The sequence below is a fragment of the Spirulina sp. CS-785/01 genome, from assembly GCF_028330525.1.
GTDB lineage: Bacteria > Cyanobacteriota > Cyanobacteriia > Cyanobacteriales > Spirulinaceae > JAQMSD01.
In genome coordinates this window covers 1-15,443 of record NZ_JAQMSD010000284.1, presented here as the reverse complement: position 1 = coordinate 15,443, position 15,443 = coordinate 1, and the positions used below count along the sequence as shown (strand labels likewise).

The following is a 15,443-nucleotide window of genomic DNA, read 5'->3' as shown; positions in this document are numbered from 1 at the left end:
GGTTTCCGATTACGGAGCAGTTGGTAGAATTATTGATGGAGTAAAAAGCGCAAGTAAGCTGTTACGCATTTAAATTGAGACACGGTAGCGACTAAGATAGTCGCACGACAAGGTTTCTGGAATTCTTGCTCTTTGGGTTTAGATGACGAACAGCTTATCAACCTTTTAAAGAACACTCAGTCCTAAAATTTCTTGAGCTAGATTAATTATTGTTTTCTGTATCTCTTGCACAACTCGATAGTGAGTAGAGGTGAGTTCAATAGTTTTGAACCATTGGATTGTCGTATCGCTGATGTTTTCGAGGTGGTGACAGAGTAGGTGGGGTGCAAGTTGATGGCTGCTGTCTTGTACAATATTGGGGGTAGATTGAAGCAAATAAATGAGTTGTTGAGATGCTGTGGTATCTCCTATATTTTCTGTCAAATTGGGAGCAGGTTGTAAGCCTTTTTGTCGTGCTTTTTCTAGGAATAGCTCTAGTTGTTTATAGGTTTGACGGAGACGATAGTAACTGTCTTCCGGTTTACCCAATTGACTAATATTCAAGGGAGAAACACTGGTGAGGGGAACGCGGAGACTATACCAACGTAGGGTATCAGGAGAAGCAATTTTGTTGAGTTCTTCGAGGGGGAGATCAGGGATAGGATTGGTTTTTTGAGTGGGTTTATGAAAGGCGTAGAGTTTGAGGGGTTGAATGGTAATAAATTGGAATTGTTCTGGAGTGTAACCCAAACATTGCATAGCGGCAGTGAGTTGGATATCGTAGCCTGTATAAGTGGAGGGACGAACTAGAATAATTTTGTGGTAATCTCCTTGAAGGAGTTGGTGGTATAGGGCTAAGTCCTCTAGGAGTTTGGTATATTCTCCGTCTCGATGTTGAAGCACTCTGTCGGAGTCGTCTCCATAGTCTGCGGTTTTGATAAACCAGTCTTTGGGTTCGTCTTTCAGTAATGTGGTTTCTGCGTCGGGGGGTAAGTCAACGGCCAGTTGGCGAGAAACTGAGGCTTGATAAACGGATGGATGAGTTTTAAGACGGTTAAAAATTTGTTGGGAATTTGGGTGAGTGGGGAGTTCTGTGGTTAGGGAATTAGTATCTTGTTGTAACAGGCGTTTGAGAACATCTGTGAAGGTATAGCGGACTTCTGTTAATAATGTGGCGGTGTCTAGGGAAATATCTAGGACACTGAGGTACGTTTTTTGAGTTTTGATGGCAGTATTGATCATAATAAAGTTAGGGTTAAAAGGTGGGTTTATTGGGCGATTTGACATAAAATAATCGCCCAAGGGTTGAATCAGGGTTTAGTTTTGTTATTGTTGAGATTTTCGGCGAGATGAAATGCCTAAAATTCCCATTGCTAAGAGACTGAGCGTTGTAGCGGGTTCGGGGACGGAAGTGGGTTCAGATAGGGCTTTCATTCTGAAACTAGCGGCTTCTGTGTTGAAGTCCATTGCTAAGGGGAAAGCCTTGGGGTTATTGGGGTCGATGGGAGCATCAATATCGGTGACAGTAAATTCTGAGACTCCTTGACCGAGTAAGTTAACAAAATTCACGCTTTCCCCTGGACTGAATTCCCCAAGAATGGTGTCACCGACGGAGACGGTAAATAAGTTATCTTCGTCTAGGTTAGTGGGGAAGTCCATAATTTCGGTGAATAGGCTGTTTTCCTCCATGGTGTAGCGAAACCCGTAAGCGGTGGGGGGATCATACCAGCGACGGGAGGGGACGTTTTCAAATATCCATGTGCCGGGTTCTTCAATTTCGGGTAAAACGGGGTTATCTTGAGTCCAACCGATATTGGCCCAGCGTCGTCGCCACATTGCTTGTTCCCGTCGTCGTTGTTCAAGTTCCCACGCTGTTGGTAAAGTGCCTCCGGCTAGGAATGCACGCGAACCGCTGGTATGGTAGGTCAATTCATGATTATCACTGATTACGGAAACCCTCCAACCATCTACAAGTGCCATTGTGCAAAATTGCCCAGGTCTCCTCATTCCCATACATCCATTTGACCACGTTACATCAAATGCACTCTCAATTTGTAATGCTGAGAGGGGTAGGTTTGTGTCTTCTGCGGCTTGGTTCAGGATGAGTTGTGTTACTTCATCGGGTAATGTAGCTTGGGGTAATCTTTCTCTTTGAGCGTTTGCTGTATTGGCGGTTAGGACATTGACACTAGCTGCTAAAACGACCATCGCGGCAATTTTGAGTAGTGGGTTTTGAGACCAAGGTAAGGATTTCATGGCTTGTCAGAATTCTCCATTTTTCAGGTTCTATTCTGTTCTCTAGACACAGGCATGATTTTTATGCAGTTGTGACAAAATTTTTTCATTTGGGAGGTTTTTGAATCTTGGGATATTGTACTGGGTGGAAATTCCCAGAAAATGCGATCGCAGCAGACGCGCCTTTTGCGATCGCACATCCTCACTAAAACAATGTAGCGATCGCACCTTACAAAAAAAAGCAATTCCCTACGGGAAATTTCGTGAACGCACCACTCGGAAAAATACCTCCAAATGCGATCACTTCTCCTTCTCCTACTCTTAAAAAAAGGGCGATCGCACTGTTGAAAAAGTTAGTTTAATGCGATCGCGTTTTTCAAAGAACAAAATTACTATTCTGGATTAAATAATGCAATTAGATCGCGTTTGCCATGTACGATTCGGATAATTTCCACAACATCATCTGTTACTTGGTAAAAAAAATGTACTCATCAATTACTACTCCTCTTAAACCTACACGCAAGCTATCGTAACGTTTTCCGATCATAGGAAAGGTGCGCAATTTTTGACACCATATTTCAAATTTGCTAATAAATTTCTCCCCAGCTTCAACACTTGTTGTCGCAAAATAATCAATAATCGCTTGCAAGTCTTGATTTGCAGGGAACGAAATAATATATTGTCTCATGGGTTAGGAAACATCAGTTTGGTGAAGGCGATCGCGCAGTTGTGCGATGACGACATCTCCATCTGTTGCTTCACCGCGTTCCAAAGCTGCAACACCATCAGCAATTTTTTGGCGCGTTTCACTCATCCATTGTTCGTAGTCTTGTTGTCGTTGTAGCAGATTGAGAGCTTGACTCAAGAGTTCGTCTGCGGATTGATAGTTGCCTTGTGCGAGTTGGGTTTGAATGAATATTTCGTGTTCAGGTTTTAAGGTTATTTGCATGGGAAACTCTCGTCATGAATTTCACTTTATATCATTATGGCACTTTTTGAGAGCTTTTGGGTTTAAAGCTTTTGGGTGCGATCGCGTTTTTCAACGAACAATAAAAAGAAGTATCTCGAAACGAGAATTGCACTTTCCTCATTCTCCAAGCGTGCGTTTTCCTACTGAACCCTTTGTGAACCTACCTTGGAGGAATGTAAAAGCGCGATCGCGTTTTTCAATCAACACAAAAGAAACGCGATCACGTTGACAAAATTTGTGGTGTGAAGGCTGGCAACCTGTCAAGAACACTAATACAACTAACCTTCATTTCAGTCTGTCAAAAATATTCTGAATATAGTTCTTTACGTTTCTATTTCAACTATGACACCATAGTGTTCCCCCAAATCTTTGATACCTTCTTCTATTTGTGGATCTAAGCCTTTCAGGAAAACAAAACGAGCTTTTGTGAATAAGCCATCTCGACTCGCTGCTTCAATTACCCGTTTGGCTTGCTTGTTAACGTAATCAGAATTGATGCTCGCATTATTTTTTACCTCGGTAAATACAGTAAATTCGTCACGTAAATCAGTGCCAATATTATCAATTTCCTGACCACTTTTCTTTGTACCAACTGCTGTGAGCTTAACATTAGGACGTAGAGCGTCATTTAGTTCTGCATCAAAACCTGCTATCTTATTCTTTAAGGTTTCCATTTGTGCCACACTTATATCCTCTGAATTGTTTTGGTATTTCTCTGCGGTATCTTTCGCGGATTTCAGGTTTTTTAGAAATGTCTTTTTTCCTTTAATATTATCTGAAATCTCCTTGTTTGAGCGATTATAAAGTTTCTCCAAATCATTGATGTGTTGCTGTATTGTTTGTTTGATTGACTTTGACCTTGAGTCGGATTCTTCAGGATTTTTTTTGCTATTACCACTATCGTTAATGGGATAGCCGTCTTCGTCATCATTATCAGATATGCTATCCTCTTTCGCTATTTGCTCCGAAGTGTCATCAATCTTCTTCGCTATCTGCTGACTGACATCATCTAAATATTTGCCAGCCTCAGCAGCTTCATCATTGAACTTCACAACAATTTCACCAACAGCAGCCATAGCTGGGCGTACACCCGGCATGAGATCAAGAATCCAGCCAGCAGCACTATCCATTTGACTATCAAACTTACGCCATACACCAGCAAGACCTTCAATCACATCAGTGACAATAGCTTTCCAGTTTGCTTCCTTAAAGATTTTTGCAGCTTGCTTGGTTACGTCAGGGCCAAGTTTCCGAAGTAATGCTCCAATTGGACTTTTGAGTGCAACTTTGGCAATTCCTTTGATCGCATCTCCAATACCAGGAAACCAACCTGCTAAAGAACCCAGTAATTCAACCCAAACTTCCACATCACGTCGTCCATCAACCACGACTTTCCAGAGTGCTATTGCTGTATCAACAACATCAATTGCTTGACCAACAATAGGAACAAATCCAAGAGCTACTTTAATAAGCTCAATAGTGACTTGACCTCCAGTAGAGTTAGCAAAGTTCAGAATAGTATCAAGTAATTTTTTACCTTTACTTCCTAATGTATTTAGGAAGCCTTGCATCTGGTTCTTCAACTCAGTTGCTTTCTGAACAATCTTTCGTTCGAGTTCACTTTGAGTCGCTGCAATCTGCTCATCAACTTTGTGAATCTTGTTGTATAAATGCCCCGTTTTATCTCCAAAAAGTGCATCAACAACAGCCGCAACAGCCTTTTGAGCGCGAGGTTTAACCCAATTCACCGCACCTTTGGCAAAATTACCGACATCATTAACCTTACCTTGGATGCCATTGGCAACGCTATTCGCTAAAGGTTCAACAACCTTATCGTAGAAATTCCAACCAAAAGCACCAATATTGCGAGTCCAACCTAAAGCACCAGTAATCTTACCTTTGAACTCACCAACCCAATGATTGATACCACTAACAGCACTATCAATCTTCCGACGCATTTCATTGGCTGCATTCTCGATAATGCCATTAATCTCAGCACCCGTCCGGTAAGAATTCTTGACCGTTTCGATAAAATGCCAAATCGCATTTTTCACTCGGTCTTGAACCCAAGCGACTTTACCCTTGAGCCAATTGCGAGCATCATTAATTTTACCTTTCAGATTGTCCTTGGCGTTTCGGAGACTGTCTCCAATCCCCCAAGTGCCGTACACCCAACCCGGAATCTTACTGTCAATTTGACCTAAAATCCAGTTCGCCGTACCATCGATCGCACCTTTAACGTCATTGGCTTTATTATCAGTCCAAACATTGGCATTATGACGTGCATCATCTAACGCACGATGAACTTTAGCCCGTTGCTCTGCATTCATTTGGTTGAGCAATTCCTGTAAATCTTGCTCATACCCACGCTTCTCAGCTTGTAATTGCCGAATGCGAGCATTGGCCTTCGCCCGTTCCGGCCCGGCAAAATTGTTTAATGCTGTGGTGTAAATTTGGTTAATCCGTGGATCGCTAAACACAGGGCCAGAAGAACCACTGCCACCACGGTTGCCACCCCCAACACGCCAACCCGGAGGCGGTCCTTGTTGAGTCCGAGATAACTTATGCTGGAACTTCATCACCAAGTCATAATCCGTGGTGACTCCTTCCGGGCTATTCACCCGCAGCATATAAGTTCCTGGAATCAAGTCCGTAATAATCTGCTCATCAGTGATTCCCTCCCGCATCGAATAAGCAATGGGCTTATTCCGCGCATCGTAGAGAACCATATCTGCATCTGCCAACAACTGCTTCAATTCCGCCGTCAAACGACCCTTGCGAGACAGCGTAAAGCGGTAATAATCATCGGGAACTAAATTCCCCACCGTTTCACCCGTGAGCTTAGTTTCAAAAGGATCACTCGGCCCGAACTCCGGTAAACGAGTCGCAAAGAACCAGTCTTGACCACCTTTACCCTTCTGCCGAGCAATTTCCCGTTGACGCTCCAACTCACGCAGTCGCTCTAACTCCTTCCGTCGTTCCTCTTCTCGGCGACGACGTTCCATCTCTTCACGCAGTCGGCGTTCTTGTTCTTCGAGTTCTCGCTGCTTGCGTTCTGCTTCACGTCGGCGTTCTTCTTCTTCCCGTGCTTTCCGTTCTTGTTCCTCTTTCTCCCGTGCTAAACGTTCCTCTTCTTCACGCCGCCGTCGTTCCTCTTCCTCCTGTTTCCGCCGTAATTCTTCTTCACGTCGCCGTCGTTCTGCTTCTTGTTTCTGTTCGTAATTGGGATGATGAACAGGAACTTCAATGGTATCCCCCGTCACAATATAGTCAGGATTGGGAATACCATTGCGATTAGCAATCCACATATAGTAGTCGTAAAGACCACTGCCTAAGTAACGCTGTGCTATGTGGCTGAGAGTATCACCTGAACGAATCTTATAAGGTTTCCAATCGTAATACTCCCCATTCTTCCAGAACTTCTCAGCGTGCGCCCAAATCTCAGGAGCAACAGTTGCTGGGTCAACCTCTGGCATAATCGGAGCAATATACTCTTCCCCTTCCTCTTCAGTGGTCAGGGATGCCTCAGCTTGTTGACGGAATGCCTCCAGTTGTTCTGGGGTTAACTCGTCAGACTGAACCCCATCCTCACCAAACAAAGCAAAATCAGGGCTGGCCTCATCTAAATTGACCTCATAACCCAAATCAGCCAGAGAAGCAAGCGTGACACCACTAATAGGAGCATTCCCCTCATCGTCACTGCCAAAATTGGCATCGTGAGACATCAACTCATCGGAGAATAAATTCTCATTCCAGTGGAGTCCCGCAGACCCTTCGCCTTCCGTCTCTAAAGCAATATTATCGGTCAATCCGCCTAATTCCTTAAAGGCTTTAACCGCACTCTGACCGTTATACCGAGCTAACGGTGTTCCGGGATAATCAACCAAACCTTTCGCTTCCCAAAGATTCCCAAACCCTAAAGTGTGGAAGAATTCGTGTTGGGCTGCACTGAATAATTGACCCGATTTTTCTAACTCCGCAATATCTGCATTATCAAACTGGACTAAGGACTGGGCAGGTAATAACGTCCCATAGCGCATAAAATCAATTTGAGTCCGCGCTTGTGTTCCTCCCTCCCCATCGAGATCGTTGCCAGAAACCTTAATCTTGATATCGTCAATTAACTTCCCATCAACGATCGCAGTTGGCAATCCCTTACCAATTAATTTCGCCACACTCGCAGCAGCAGCCTGCATCACTTGTTGCTGAGAAGCCGTGACCGCACTATCAAACTCTAACTCAACATTAAACGGTTCAGCTTCCGTACTTTCAAACCCTTCTAAGACATAGGTAGTCGGCGTTGTCCCCCGGTTATCAACCTTGACAATCACCTCATCCGGTGCATTAGCAGGTAATTCTAGTTTATGTTCCCCACGAGGCAGGACTTGTGTTCCTAACACCTCCCCGGAAGGAGTCAGATAACTAACCGATAATTCCCCAGCTAAAACCGATAAACCAGCCCCATCTACATAGCGACTATCCACTTGGAAAATATCCGTTGGGTCACTATTGCTCACTTGATCGATAACATCTTGGGTTGAGGACGGTAATAACGTCGTAGCCTCAGCAATGGTATTTCCCCCCTGATCAATATCAGTTTCAGGAATACTCGGAGGATCAATTTCGGGATGTTCGGGAATTCCCGGTAACTCTTTCCCCGCAGGATTAGAGGAAATAAACTCATCAGTAATATCTGGGTTGCCGGGTTTTTGACGGTAAGGTTCGGGCTGAGTAGCTTTGGCTAAATGAATAGCTGAAGCGACATTGAGTAAACCATACCCAGTATTGGTATCCCAATTCGCGGCTTCTAAATCCGTTGCAGTGCGTTTGAGAATATCAATCACCTGAGTATAATTTAATTCTGGGTTAGCCTCCCAAACCTGAACCACAGCCTCTGTTACTTCGTTGGCTGCAATAGCACTACTCACCGTTTTGCCTTGACGACCATCTGCCGCTAAATCGAGAGCAATTCCCCCCCCTGAAGCGTCAGCCCCTTCATAGGCATTAGACAACGCAACAGCATCATTCACCTGTTCTGCTGCTCCCACAGTGATTACATTGTCAAACTCAGTGGAGAGTTGACCGAGAACCGACATTGCATCGGCATCATCTCCACTGGGAACAACTAAAACCACCCCATTTTGTTGAGCATAGCTAATTGCAGCGCGTTCTTGAGCCGTTAATTCCAGACGAGGAACTTCATTTCCTTGGGCATCCAGTTCTGTTAAAGTGGGGTTGAGATGCAGAACTGTATTAGAAGCCTCAGAAGCCTTCACCTCATCAACTTTTTCCTGTAACGTTTGCGTCCAGTCTTCCCCATCAATCGTGTTGCTGACTTCAGGAGTCGGAGTAGCCTCTAAATCGGCATTTTCTGTACTAATTGGCTCGCTGATTTGTTCTTCTAGCGCAATGGCTCTTTCTGCTTTAATGCGCTCTAGGTCATACTCCTCAAAACCAGTTTGTTTGACAATTCCTTCGGAGGTTTCTCGGAGTTCTCGCTCCTCACTGCGTTCGGGAGTTGTTTCTGTGAGTTTAGGAGTGGTTTCTTCTTGTTCGGGAGTAGGGTCTTCTGGGGGTTCACTATTGCTCTCATTGTCTAATTGAGGGTCATCAGCAACAATTTCTGTCTCTCCCCCCCCATCATCCATGGGTTCTGGCTCAATGTAGGGCTTGGCATATTCTACCAAGGCTTGCCCTAAATCACCTTCGCGCCAGTCGTCCTCGGCATCTATGACTCCCTGCTCGATCAGTTCATCCATGCTGGGGGCTTCCCCTTCTGCTCCTCGGACTTGGAAGATTAAATCATTGTAGTCTTCGTCATACCACTTGTGGCCAAACTGTACGTCTTCCATGACGAAAGTGTTGCCATCTCCCGTGACATCTGCAATTTGCCCGAAGTGTAAGGTATCATCAGGGTTGGCTGTGCCGAGGGAGAATAGGGGGGCTTTTGAACCGCCAATATCGGGGTCATTTAAGACTTCTTGCACTGTGCCATTGGGGACTAACATGACACCAAAGCTGTCTCCTGGACGCATGGAGACGGTTTTAACCCCTTGATAGTCTCCGGAGTTCCAATCTTTGCTTTCGCCTAAACTCCCCTCAAATCTTGCTCCTTCGGTTCTGTCACTGATGACTACATGGCCCCAGTCGGTTTCGCTGGTGGCACGGGTGACGGCTTCGGTGATGAATTCTTCTGAACCGGGTTCAAGGTTATCCATGCCTTCTAAACTAAAGATGGCAACTTCTCCTTTGAATTTCCCGCCATCAAAGAGGAAGTCGATGCCGACTTCTCCGCTTTCTCCGACGGTGAAGACTCCGGCATCATATTTGAGGATGTCCGAAGGAAGATCGGCAGGTTCTAGGCCGTTTTCTGCCCAAGCTAGGCTTTGTTGGGCAACTGTTCCCTCTCCTCCGGAATTCTCAGCCAGAGTAGATAGGGGTTGATCTTCGCTCTGTAAGTCTTCTAAGTCGGTGGGGATATCGACAATATCTGTACCAGAAATATCGTCCACATCGACTAACCCACTAGGGGTGAGGATGGGTTCGAGGATGAAGGATTGGAGTTGGGTCTGTTTTTGGGTTTGACGTTTTTTCCGTTTGAACATGGTAGTGTCCCTTTATAAGAAGTGTTTATTCGGTGACTTCTATTTAGTTCTCTGGGGGGGTAAGGGATTTTTATGCAGGGTGGGGGAAATTTTTTGGGATTTTTTTTTGGAAGGTGGGGTGTAAGCCTTGAAGGGCTTACTACGAACGGTTAGGGGGATTGGGGGGCAATGTATCAATATTGGCTAAAGTCCTAAAACCCTTACTGAGCCTTGGGTTTAAACCCAAGGCTCATAGCGAAAACCCGTTAAAACGGGTTGAGCTATCTAAAAGGCTGTAGCAGTATTATGGGGATACGTTTGAGCAGAGCCAATGCTGAAAAACCTCATGATTAAAGGCTTATCTCACTGATTACTGATTACTGTTTACTGATTACTGTTTACTGTTATAAAACATTGCATAATAGGTGCGAGAAGCGGCAAAATCCGGAAAGCCTTTCTGGTTTAATTCTCTGGCAGCTTGTAGGCTACGAGTGGCTTTTTCAAACAATTTGGTTTGTTCTGGGGTCATAAAACAATTCCTTCTTGGCGGATATTGCGGAAGAAGTTATTGTTATAGGTTTGAAGCTGATGTGTGCTGGCTAATGCACAACTGATTAAGGTGTTATATTTGAGACACAGATTCGCAATTACTTCACTAATACGCTGGCTTTCTTCTGAGTAATTAAAGTCTCTTTTTAAGACGATTAAAATATCAATATCTGAATCGGTTTCGTTATCTCCTCTGGCTTGTGAACCATACAGAATTATTTTGTCTAATTGCTGGTTATACAGTTGTCTCAGTTCTTGACAAGTTTCGTTTAATATGTTTTTCAAATTGTTTTTCATGCCAATTCAATGATTGGGAATGAATCGATTTGATTAGATTGTAGCAGGGTGGAGTTGAGGGAGATAATGAAGATATTTTTAGGGATTGTTAGGGTGAGTTTTTTTTAAGCTCTAAAGGGCTTACTATGAACGGTGTGTAAGCCCTTTAGAGGGTATTAAAAACGGTTAGAGGGAACGAACTTTAAAGAGGTTTACGAATTCTCGGCGTAGTCTTTCGTAGAGGGGGATTTTGTGGGGGGTTTGGATTTTGGCGTAGAGTTTGGCGTTGGGTTTGAGTCCTGGGTGATGTTGTTCGATATTGGCGATCGCAATTAAAAACGATTTCCCCAATTGTTCATCAGTCTCCATTTTTTCTTGAATTTCACTCACGGTTACGTCAAAGGTGGGTAAACCGGGTTCATAGGGTTTTAAGGTGACTTTTGTTCCTTCATGGACGAGATCGCTGTCTTCCTGTCGGATGCGGATTTTGGCAAATAAACGCTGAGGATCAGCAATTTCTAACACCATTTCCCCCTGTTGGAACAATTGACCCTCTAATTTATACAACTCCGATGTAACAACTGTTCCATCTTGTTCCGCTTTCAATATTTGATGTTCCGACTGTCTTTGTTGTCGTTGAGCCATCTCATTCCGCATTTTCTCCACTAAAGGCATTTGATTTTCTACGCTGGCTTGACTTTTCACCAAATTCTGCTCCGCAACCCGTTCTGAAGCTAACAGTTCATTCAGTCGATCCTGTTGCCGTTGTAACTCCTCTTGTTTACGTTGTTTAATTGCCTCTATTTCTTCTCTTGCTTCCGAAATACGAGCATTGAGACTATGAATTTGATCTTGATATTCTTTTTTTCTATCTTGAGAAATTGCTCCCGCTTTAACTGCATCTTTAAACGCCTTTCGCTCTACCAATTTTTGCACTTCCTGTAATTGCTCTTGATAACTGGCAATTTGTTGTAATTTGGATTGCACTTGGGGCAAGTTTTGGGGATTATTAACCTCTCTTTCTAAGTCGTCGATGCGTTGAAAAAGATGGGATTTGCGCATTTGCAAGCGTTCAATTTCAGCGCGAGAGACTAAGGTTTGTTGATTAGCTGCTTCAATATTGGTTAACCGTTCTTCAATACGGATTTGCCAATCACTAATTTCTTCTTCTAATTGTTGCGTTTCAATCATGGCCAAAGGATCACCTTTTTCAACCACATCATCAGATTCTACATAAACTTCTGACACAATTCCGGTTTCAGGCATATGTTGAACATCTCGTTCTTCTGAGGTGAATTTAGCTTGGGCTTCTCCGCGAACTGCTGTAGGAACAGGAATTAAGCTAATTGCCCCCAATCCAACTAAAATTCCCCCTACAACAACCCACCGCCAATAGGGAAAACCAGATTTATTTTCTTGAGGTTGAGAAGGGTTTTCTGGCGGAGGTTTTGGTTGATCTTGGGGTTCGTTCTTTTGAGCTTGAGAAGATGGCGTTTTTCCTTCATTGGGAGGCACTACTTTTAAGCGGGGAGTGGTTTGAGCTTGTTGTTGAGTCATGGTTCTTTTTGTGGTTTTTTCTTATATGAAATGGGCTTGATTTAGATTTATTTTTGATGGTAAGCACTTCACCGCTTACTACGAACTTAGGGGTTCTAACTGGTTATTTTATCATTTTTTTCTGTTTTCTCTATGTCTCTGTAATTAAAAAATATGTCACGAATTACTTCCTTCTGGGAAGAAATAATAAATTGCCCAGAGGAGAAGTAAAAGAGCAGCTAGGGTGGGGATATTATCTAATGTCCAGTGAGTAATTAAGAGCAAAATACTGCCAAATACAAAGATCATATAGGCTAAACTCAAGGGCGCAAAAGCTGCTAATATTGGCTGGTCGCGTTTTTTTTCTTGACTGGGATGGAGGGTAAGTAAATCTCCGTAAAAGCCAAAGGAACGCGATCGCAAATTATTAATTCCGGTTAAGGCCACCGCCAGATAATAGCCGTCAAATTTGGCCATAGGGTTTAAATTCACTGCTACTGTAAATAAGGCCGCAAAAAATAACAGGAAACTAACGGGAGATAGCCAACTATTATTCACTGAACCTTTCCACAGCCAAAAAGCAACCGCAGCAATGGTAAACTGTACCATCACCCCCGCAGCGACCACTAAAACCCTCTGGCGACGTTTCACTAAGCAATAGGCATCGGTGGTGTTGGTATAGGCCGCAGGCATTAACACCATGAATAATAAGCCGACTTCTGGCACAATGCCGCCGTATTGTTTTAACGTGAGAGCATGACCCAATTCGTGTAGGGTGACAACAAAGAGGGCTAAAAGGGCGAAAGGAAGGAGCAGAGAGATGCCATAATGGTGTAAGAGGGCTTGACCGAAGGCTAGGAGGTGCGATCGCTCGTCAAATGCAGCAGCCGTAGTCCAAGCCATTCCCCCACACCACAGCAAGAAAAAGGGTTTTGTCCAAATCCAACTTAATCGTTGTGCAGGTTTCTCTAAATAGGGATCAGGGTTAAAAAGCGGAACTTTAAAAAATAACAGGCGTAAAGGCGTAAACTTACGTTTGGGAGGGGTTGGAGGTTTTGTCCCCTCTAACATCGCTGTTGTGGTTAACTGACGCAATAATAACTGTAATTGGTCAGGGGGGATATTATAGCGTTGGACTAACTCCTCAGTGGGAACTGCCCCCAATTGTTCAATAATGGTCTTAGCCTGGGGATTCACCTGCATAAAAGTGACATCTTCGGGGTTACGGAGAATCCAATACCCTTCGGGATGTTCTAACCATTGCACACAGTCTTTTAATGCCGACTTAGGAGGAGGTGGGGGAGGATCATCTTGGGGGGTATCCTCACCCATCCAAGCAATAATCCCCCAGTCCATTAATTTCTGCAACAACTGTCTCACCAAGTCGTCCGGAATATTTCCCTTGAGGGTTTTTTGACAGTATTTTTGGAGATGGGCGACGGTATATTTACCATTGAAATGACGCAACGCATAGGCTTCTACAACCGTCACAGGATACTGGTGTTGACCGTCTGCACTGGCGAGGACATACTGCTCACTGCCCTTCCGTTTCCCCAGATGCCAATAAGTCCCCACATTAGGACAAATACATTGGTCTAAGGGCTGATCTCCCTCTGAAGGGTGTTCTAATGGAGGTGTCTCTGGACTCCCTTGAGAGGATAACCCCTGTGGATTGGTTGCTGTTGGTTGCTGTAAGTACATGATGGCTTGGTAAATACGACCCTCTATCTAGTTCTCTGGGTGAGATGATGATTTTTATGCACAACCGGAGAAAAATTTTTTCTGCTTTGGCACTGCTCATGTAGTTCTCTGGTGAGAAGCTCCATTTTTACGCAATCTGTAAAAAAACTTTACAAAAAATTGCATCAGTAATCAGTAATCAGTAATCAGTAATCAGTAATCAGTAATCAGTGAGATAAGCCTTGAATCGTTAGGTTTTCCAGCATTGGCTATGCTCAAACCTATCTCCGTAATGCTATAACTGCCTCTGCCTTTTAAACCCTTCTCCCCTCTGTCTTCTCCCCTCTGCCTTTTAGACGCTGTTTACTGATTAAGGTTTTCAAGGTGTTTTTAAACTGGGGAAGGCCAAAATGTTCAATGGCGGCTTGTCGTAGGGCTTCTGGTTGAAAGAGAATGGGGTTAGGATGGGTGCGTTGTAGCAGTTGTTGTAAGTTATGGGTAATACTGTTTAAATCATCGGGATGAACTAAACAGCCTAATTTTCCGTGTAGGAGGGGATCAACTGAACCGTCTTGATTTCCTGCTAAAATGGGTTTACCACAGGCTAAGGCTTCTAAATAGACAATCCCAAACCCTTCACCTTTACTGGGGAGAGCAAAAACATCGCAGAGATTATAATAATTGCACAGTTCTTCATCGGGGACAAATCCGGTTAGGGTTACGCAGTCTTGGAGGTGGAGTTGTTCGATTAAGGCTTGAATACGGGGGGTGTCGTCGCCTTTCCCGACGAGGAGATAATGTAAGTTGGGGATTTGTTTCCGGAGGGTGACGAGGGCGTGTAAGATTTGGTCATAGCCTTTATAGGTGGCACTGCGGCCTAAACGGGTGACGGTGAGGAGGATGGGTTGGTCGGGGGTGAGGTTGTAGCGGTTTAATAGGTATTGGGGTTTGGGTGCGGGTTTGAAGCTATGATGATCAAAGGTGTTGGGGAGGACGGTGACTTGTTGGGGATTGAGGTTTTGTTCTTGGAGGAGGCGAGATTTGGTATAATCGCTGACGGCAATGACGCGATCGGCTTGTTCGAGGGCTTTGACGCGCAGGGGATGGGTTAAGTCCCATCCTTCTAACCCATGGACGACAACCCAGTAAGGGACTCCTAGGAGACGTTTGAGGAGATATCCGGCAATGCCATAGTTGAGATGGGTGGTGATGAGGAGGGTGGGACGGTGAAATATGGCCCTAAGAAGGGGATAGAGGGCTAAAAGCAAACTTTGCAACCAACGGGGTTTTTTCCCGAGGCAGTGGTAGTGGGTTTGGGGAGTCTGGACGGCATGACGGTCATATTTGAGGAAGATTTCGTAATGGGCTTCTGGGTAGAAGTGTTGTAGGGTGTTCAGGAGGTGCAGGGAATAGACTTGAATGCCTCCTTTGAAGCCGAAGATGTTGGAGAATAAGAGAAAAAAGCGATTTTCCATCATGTTTCCGGTCTAGAGTACACAGGGAAATTACCCTTCTATCTACTTCTCTAGAAATGCAAGGCGTTTTTATGCAAGATGATACAAAAGTTAATAGTTTGGTTGTTGGTCCCTATCTCCCCTATCTCCCCTATCTCCCCTATCTCCCAACTCCCAACT

11 protein-coding genes are annotated in these 15,443 nt (G+C 44.3%); 1 reads left to right on the top strand and 10 read right to left on the bottom strand.

What is annotated here, in order from left to right; all coding sequences use genetic code 11:
* Window positions 1-165: 165 nt before the first annotated feature.
* Entirely contained in the window at window positions 166-1,221 is a 1,056-nt protein-coding gene (locus PN462_RS18430; RefSeq protein WP_272130292.1) for a DALR anticodon-binding domain-containing protein, read from the bottom strand.
* Window positions 1,222-1,305: 84 nt separating this feature from the next.
* On the bottom strand, window positions 1,306-2,235 hold the full coding sequence (locus tag PN462_RS18425; RefSeq protein ID WP_272130291.1) for a PEP-CTERM sorting domain-containing protein: 930 nt from the start codon (window positions 2,233-2,235) through the stop codon (window positions 1,306-1,308).
* 124 nt (window positions 2,236-2,359) lie between these two features.
* Here PN462_RS18425 and PN462_RS18420 point away from each other — a divergent pair, with 124 nt between their 5' ends.
* The gene (locus PN462_RS18420) at window positions 2,360-2,539 is read left to right on the top strand and encodes a hypothetical protein (RefSeq protein ID WP_272130290.1); all 180 of its coding nucleotides are present in this window, start codon (window positions 2,360-2,362) and stop codon (window positions 2,537-2,539) included.
* Between the two features lie 141 nt (window positions 2,540-2,680).
* On the opposite strand, the gene PN462_RS18415 is transcribed toward PN462_RS18420, so the two are convergent.
* The 8 genes from PN462_RS18415 to PN462_RS18380 all read right to left on the bottom strand — a co-directional run bounded on the left by PN462_RS18415 (window position 2,681) and on the right by PN462_RS18380 (window position 15,287).
* The gene (locus PN462_RS18415; RefSeq protein WP_272130289.1) at window positions 2,681-2,902 is read right to left on the bottom strand and encodes a type II toxin-antitoxin system RelE/ParE family toxin; all 222 of its coding nucleotides are present in this window, start codon (window positions 2,900-2,902) and stop codon (window positions 2,681-2,683) included.
* 3 nt (window positions 2,903-2,905) lie between these two features.
* Window positions 2,906-3,163, bottom strand: coding sequence for a ribbon-helix-helix domain-containing protein (locus PN462_RS18410; protein ID WP_272130288.1), 258 nt, complete (start codon window positions 3,161-3,163; stop codon window positions 2,906-2,908).
* A 344-nt stretch (window positions 3,164-3,507) separates the two neighbouring features.
* On the bottom strand, window positions 3,508-9,789 hold the full coding sequence (locus PN462_RS18405; RefSeq protein ID WP_272130287.1) for a DUF4114 domain-containing protein: 6,282 nt from the start codon (window positions 9,787-9,789) through the stop codon (window positions 3,508-3,510).
* Between the two features lie 370 nt (window positions 9,790-10,159).
* Window positions 10,160-10,297 (bottom strand): HEPN domain-containing protein, encoded by a 138-nt coding sequence (locus tag PN462_RS18400; protein WP_272130286.1) that lies wholly within the window; start codon window positions 10,295-10,297, stop codon window positions 10,160-10,162.
* Entirely contained in the window at window positions 10,294-10,614 is a 321-nt protein-coding gene (locus PN462_RS18395) for a nucleotidyltransferase domain-containing protein (protein WP_272130285.1), read from the bottom strand. The genes PN462_RS18400 and PN462_RS18395 overlap by 4 nt, the downstream gene beginning before the upstream one ends.
* A 165-nt stretch (window positions 10,615-10,779) precedes the next feature.
* Entirely contained in the window at window positions 10,780-12,150 is a 1,371-nt protein-coding gene (locus PN462_RS18390; protein WP_272130284.1) for an HlyD family secretion protein, read from the bottom strand.
* A 156-nt stretch (window positions 12,151-12,306) separates the two neighbouring features.
* Window positions 12,307-13,830 carry a site-2 protease family protein gene (locus PN462_RS18385; protein ID WP_272130283.1) on the bottom strand — a complete coding sequence of 508 codons (1,524 nt, stop codon included), beginning with the start codon at window positions 13,828-13,830 and terminating at the stop codon, window positions 12,307-12,309.
* A gap of 293 nt (window positions 13,831-14,123) precedes the next feature.
* On the bottom strand, window positions 14,124-15,287 hold the full coding sequence (locus tag PN462_RS18380; RefSeq protein ID WP_272130282.1) for a glycosyltransferase: 1,164 nt from the start codon (window positions 15,285-15,287) through the stop codon (window positions 14,124-14,126).
* Between the last annotated feature and the right edge of the window lie 156 nt (window positions 15,288-15,443).

Coding starts and splice junctions, on each gene's coding strand:
- PN462_RS18380 (WP_272130282.1), bottom strand. CDS start 15,287: ATGATGGAAAATCGCTTTTTTCTCTTATTCTCCAACATCTTCGGCTTC.
- PN462_RS18430 (WP_272130292.1), bottom strand. CDS start 1,221: ATGATCAATACTGCCATCAAAACTCAAAAAACGTACCTCAGTGTCCTA.
- PN462_RS18410 (WP_272130288.1), bottom strand. CDS start 3,163: ATGCAAATAACCTTAAAACCTGAACACGAAATATTCATTCAAACCCAA.
- PN462_RS18405 (WP_272130287.1), bottom strand. CDS start 9,789: ATGTTCAAACGGAAAAAACGTCAAACCCAAAAACAGACCCAACTCCAA.
- PN462_RS18415 (WP_272130289.1), bottom strand. CDS start 2,902: ATGAGACAATATATTATTTCGTTCCCTGCAAATCAAGACTTGCAAGCG.
- PN462_RS18395 (WP_272130285.1), bottom strand. CDS start 10,614: ATGAAAAACAATTTGAAAAACATATTAAACGAAACTTGTCAAGAACTG.
- PN462_RS18400 (WP_272130286.1), bottom strand. CDS start 10,297: ATGACCCCAGAACAAACCAAATTGTTTGAAAAAGCCACTCGTAGCCTA.
- PN462_RS18425 (WP_272130291.1), bottom strand. CDS start 2,235: ATGAAATCCTTACCTTGGTCTCAAAACCCACTACTCAAAATTGCCGCG.
- PN462_RS18390 (WP_272130284.1), bottom strand. CDS start 12,150: ATGACTCAACAACAAGCTCAAACCACTCCCCGCTTAAAAGTAGTGCCT.
- PN462_RS18385 (WP_272130283.1), bottom strand. CDS start 13,830: ATGTACTTACAGCAACCAACAGCAACCAATCCACAGGGGTTATCCTCT.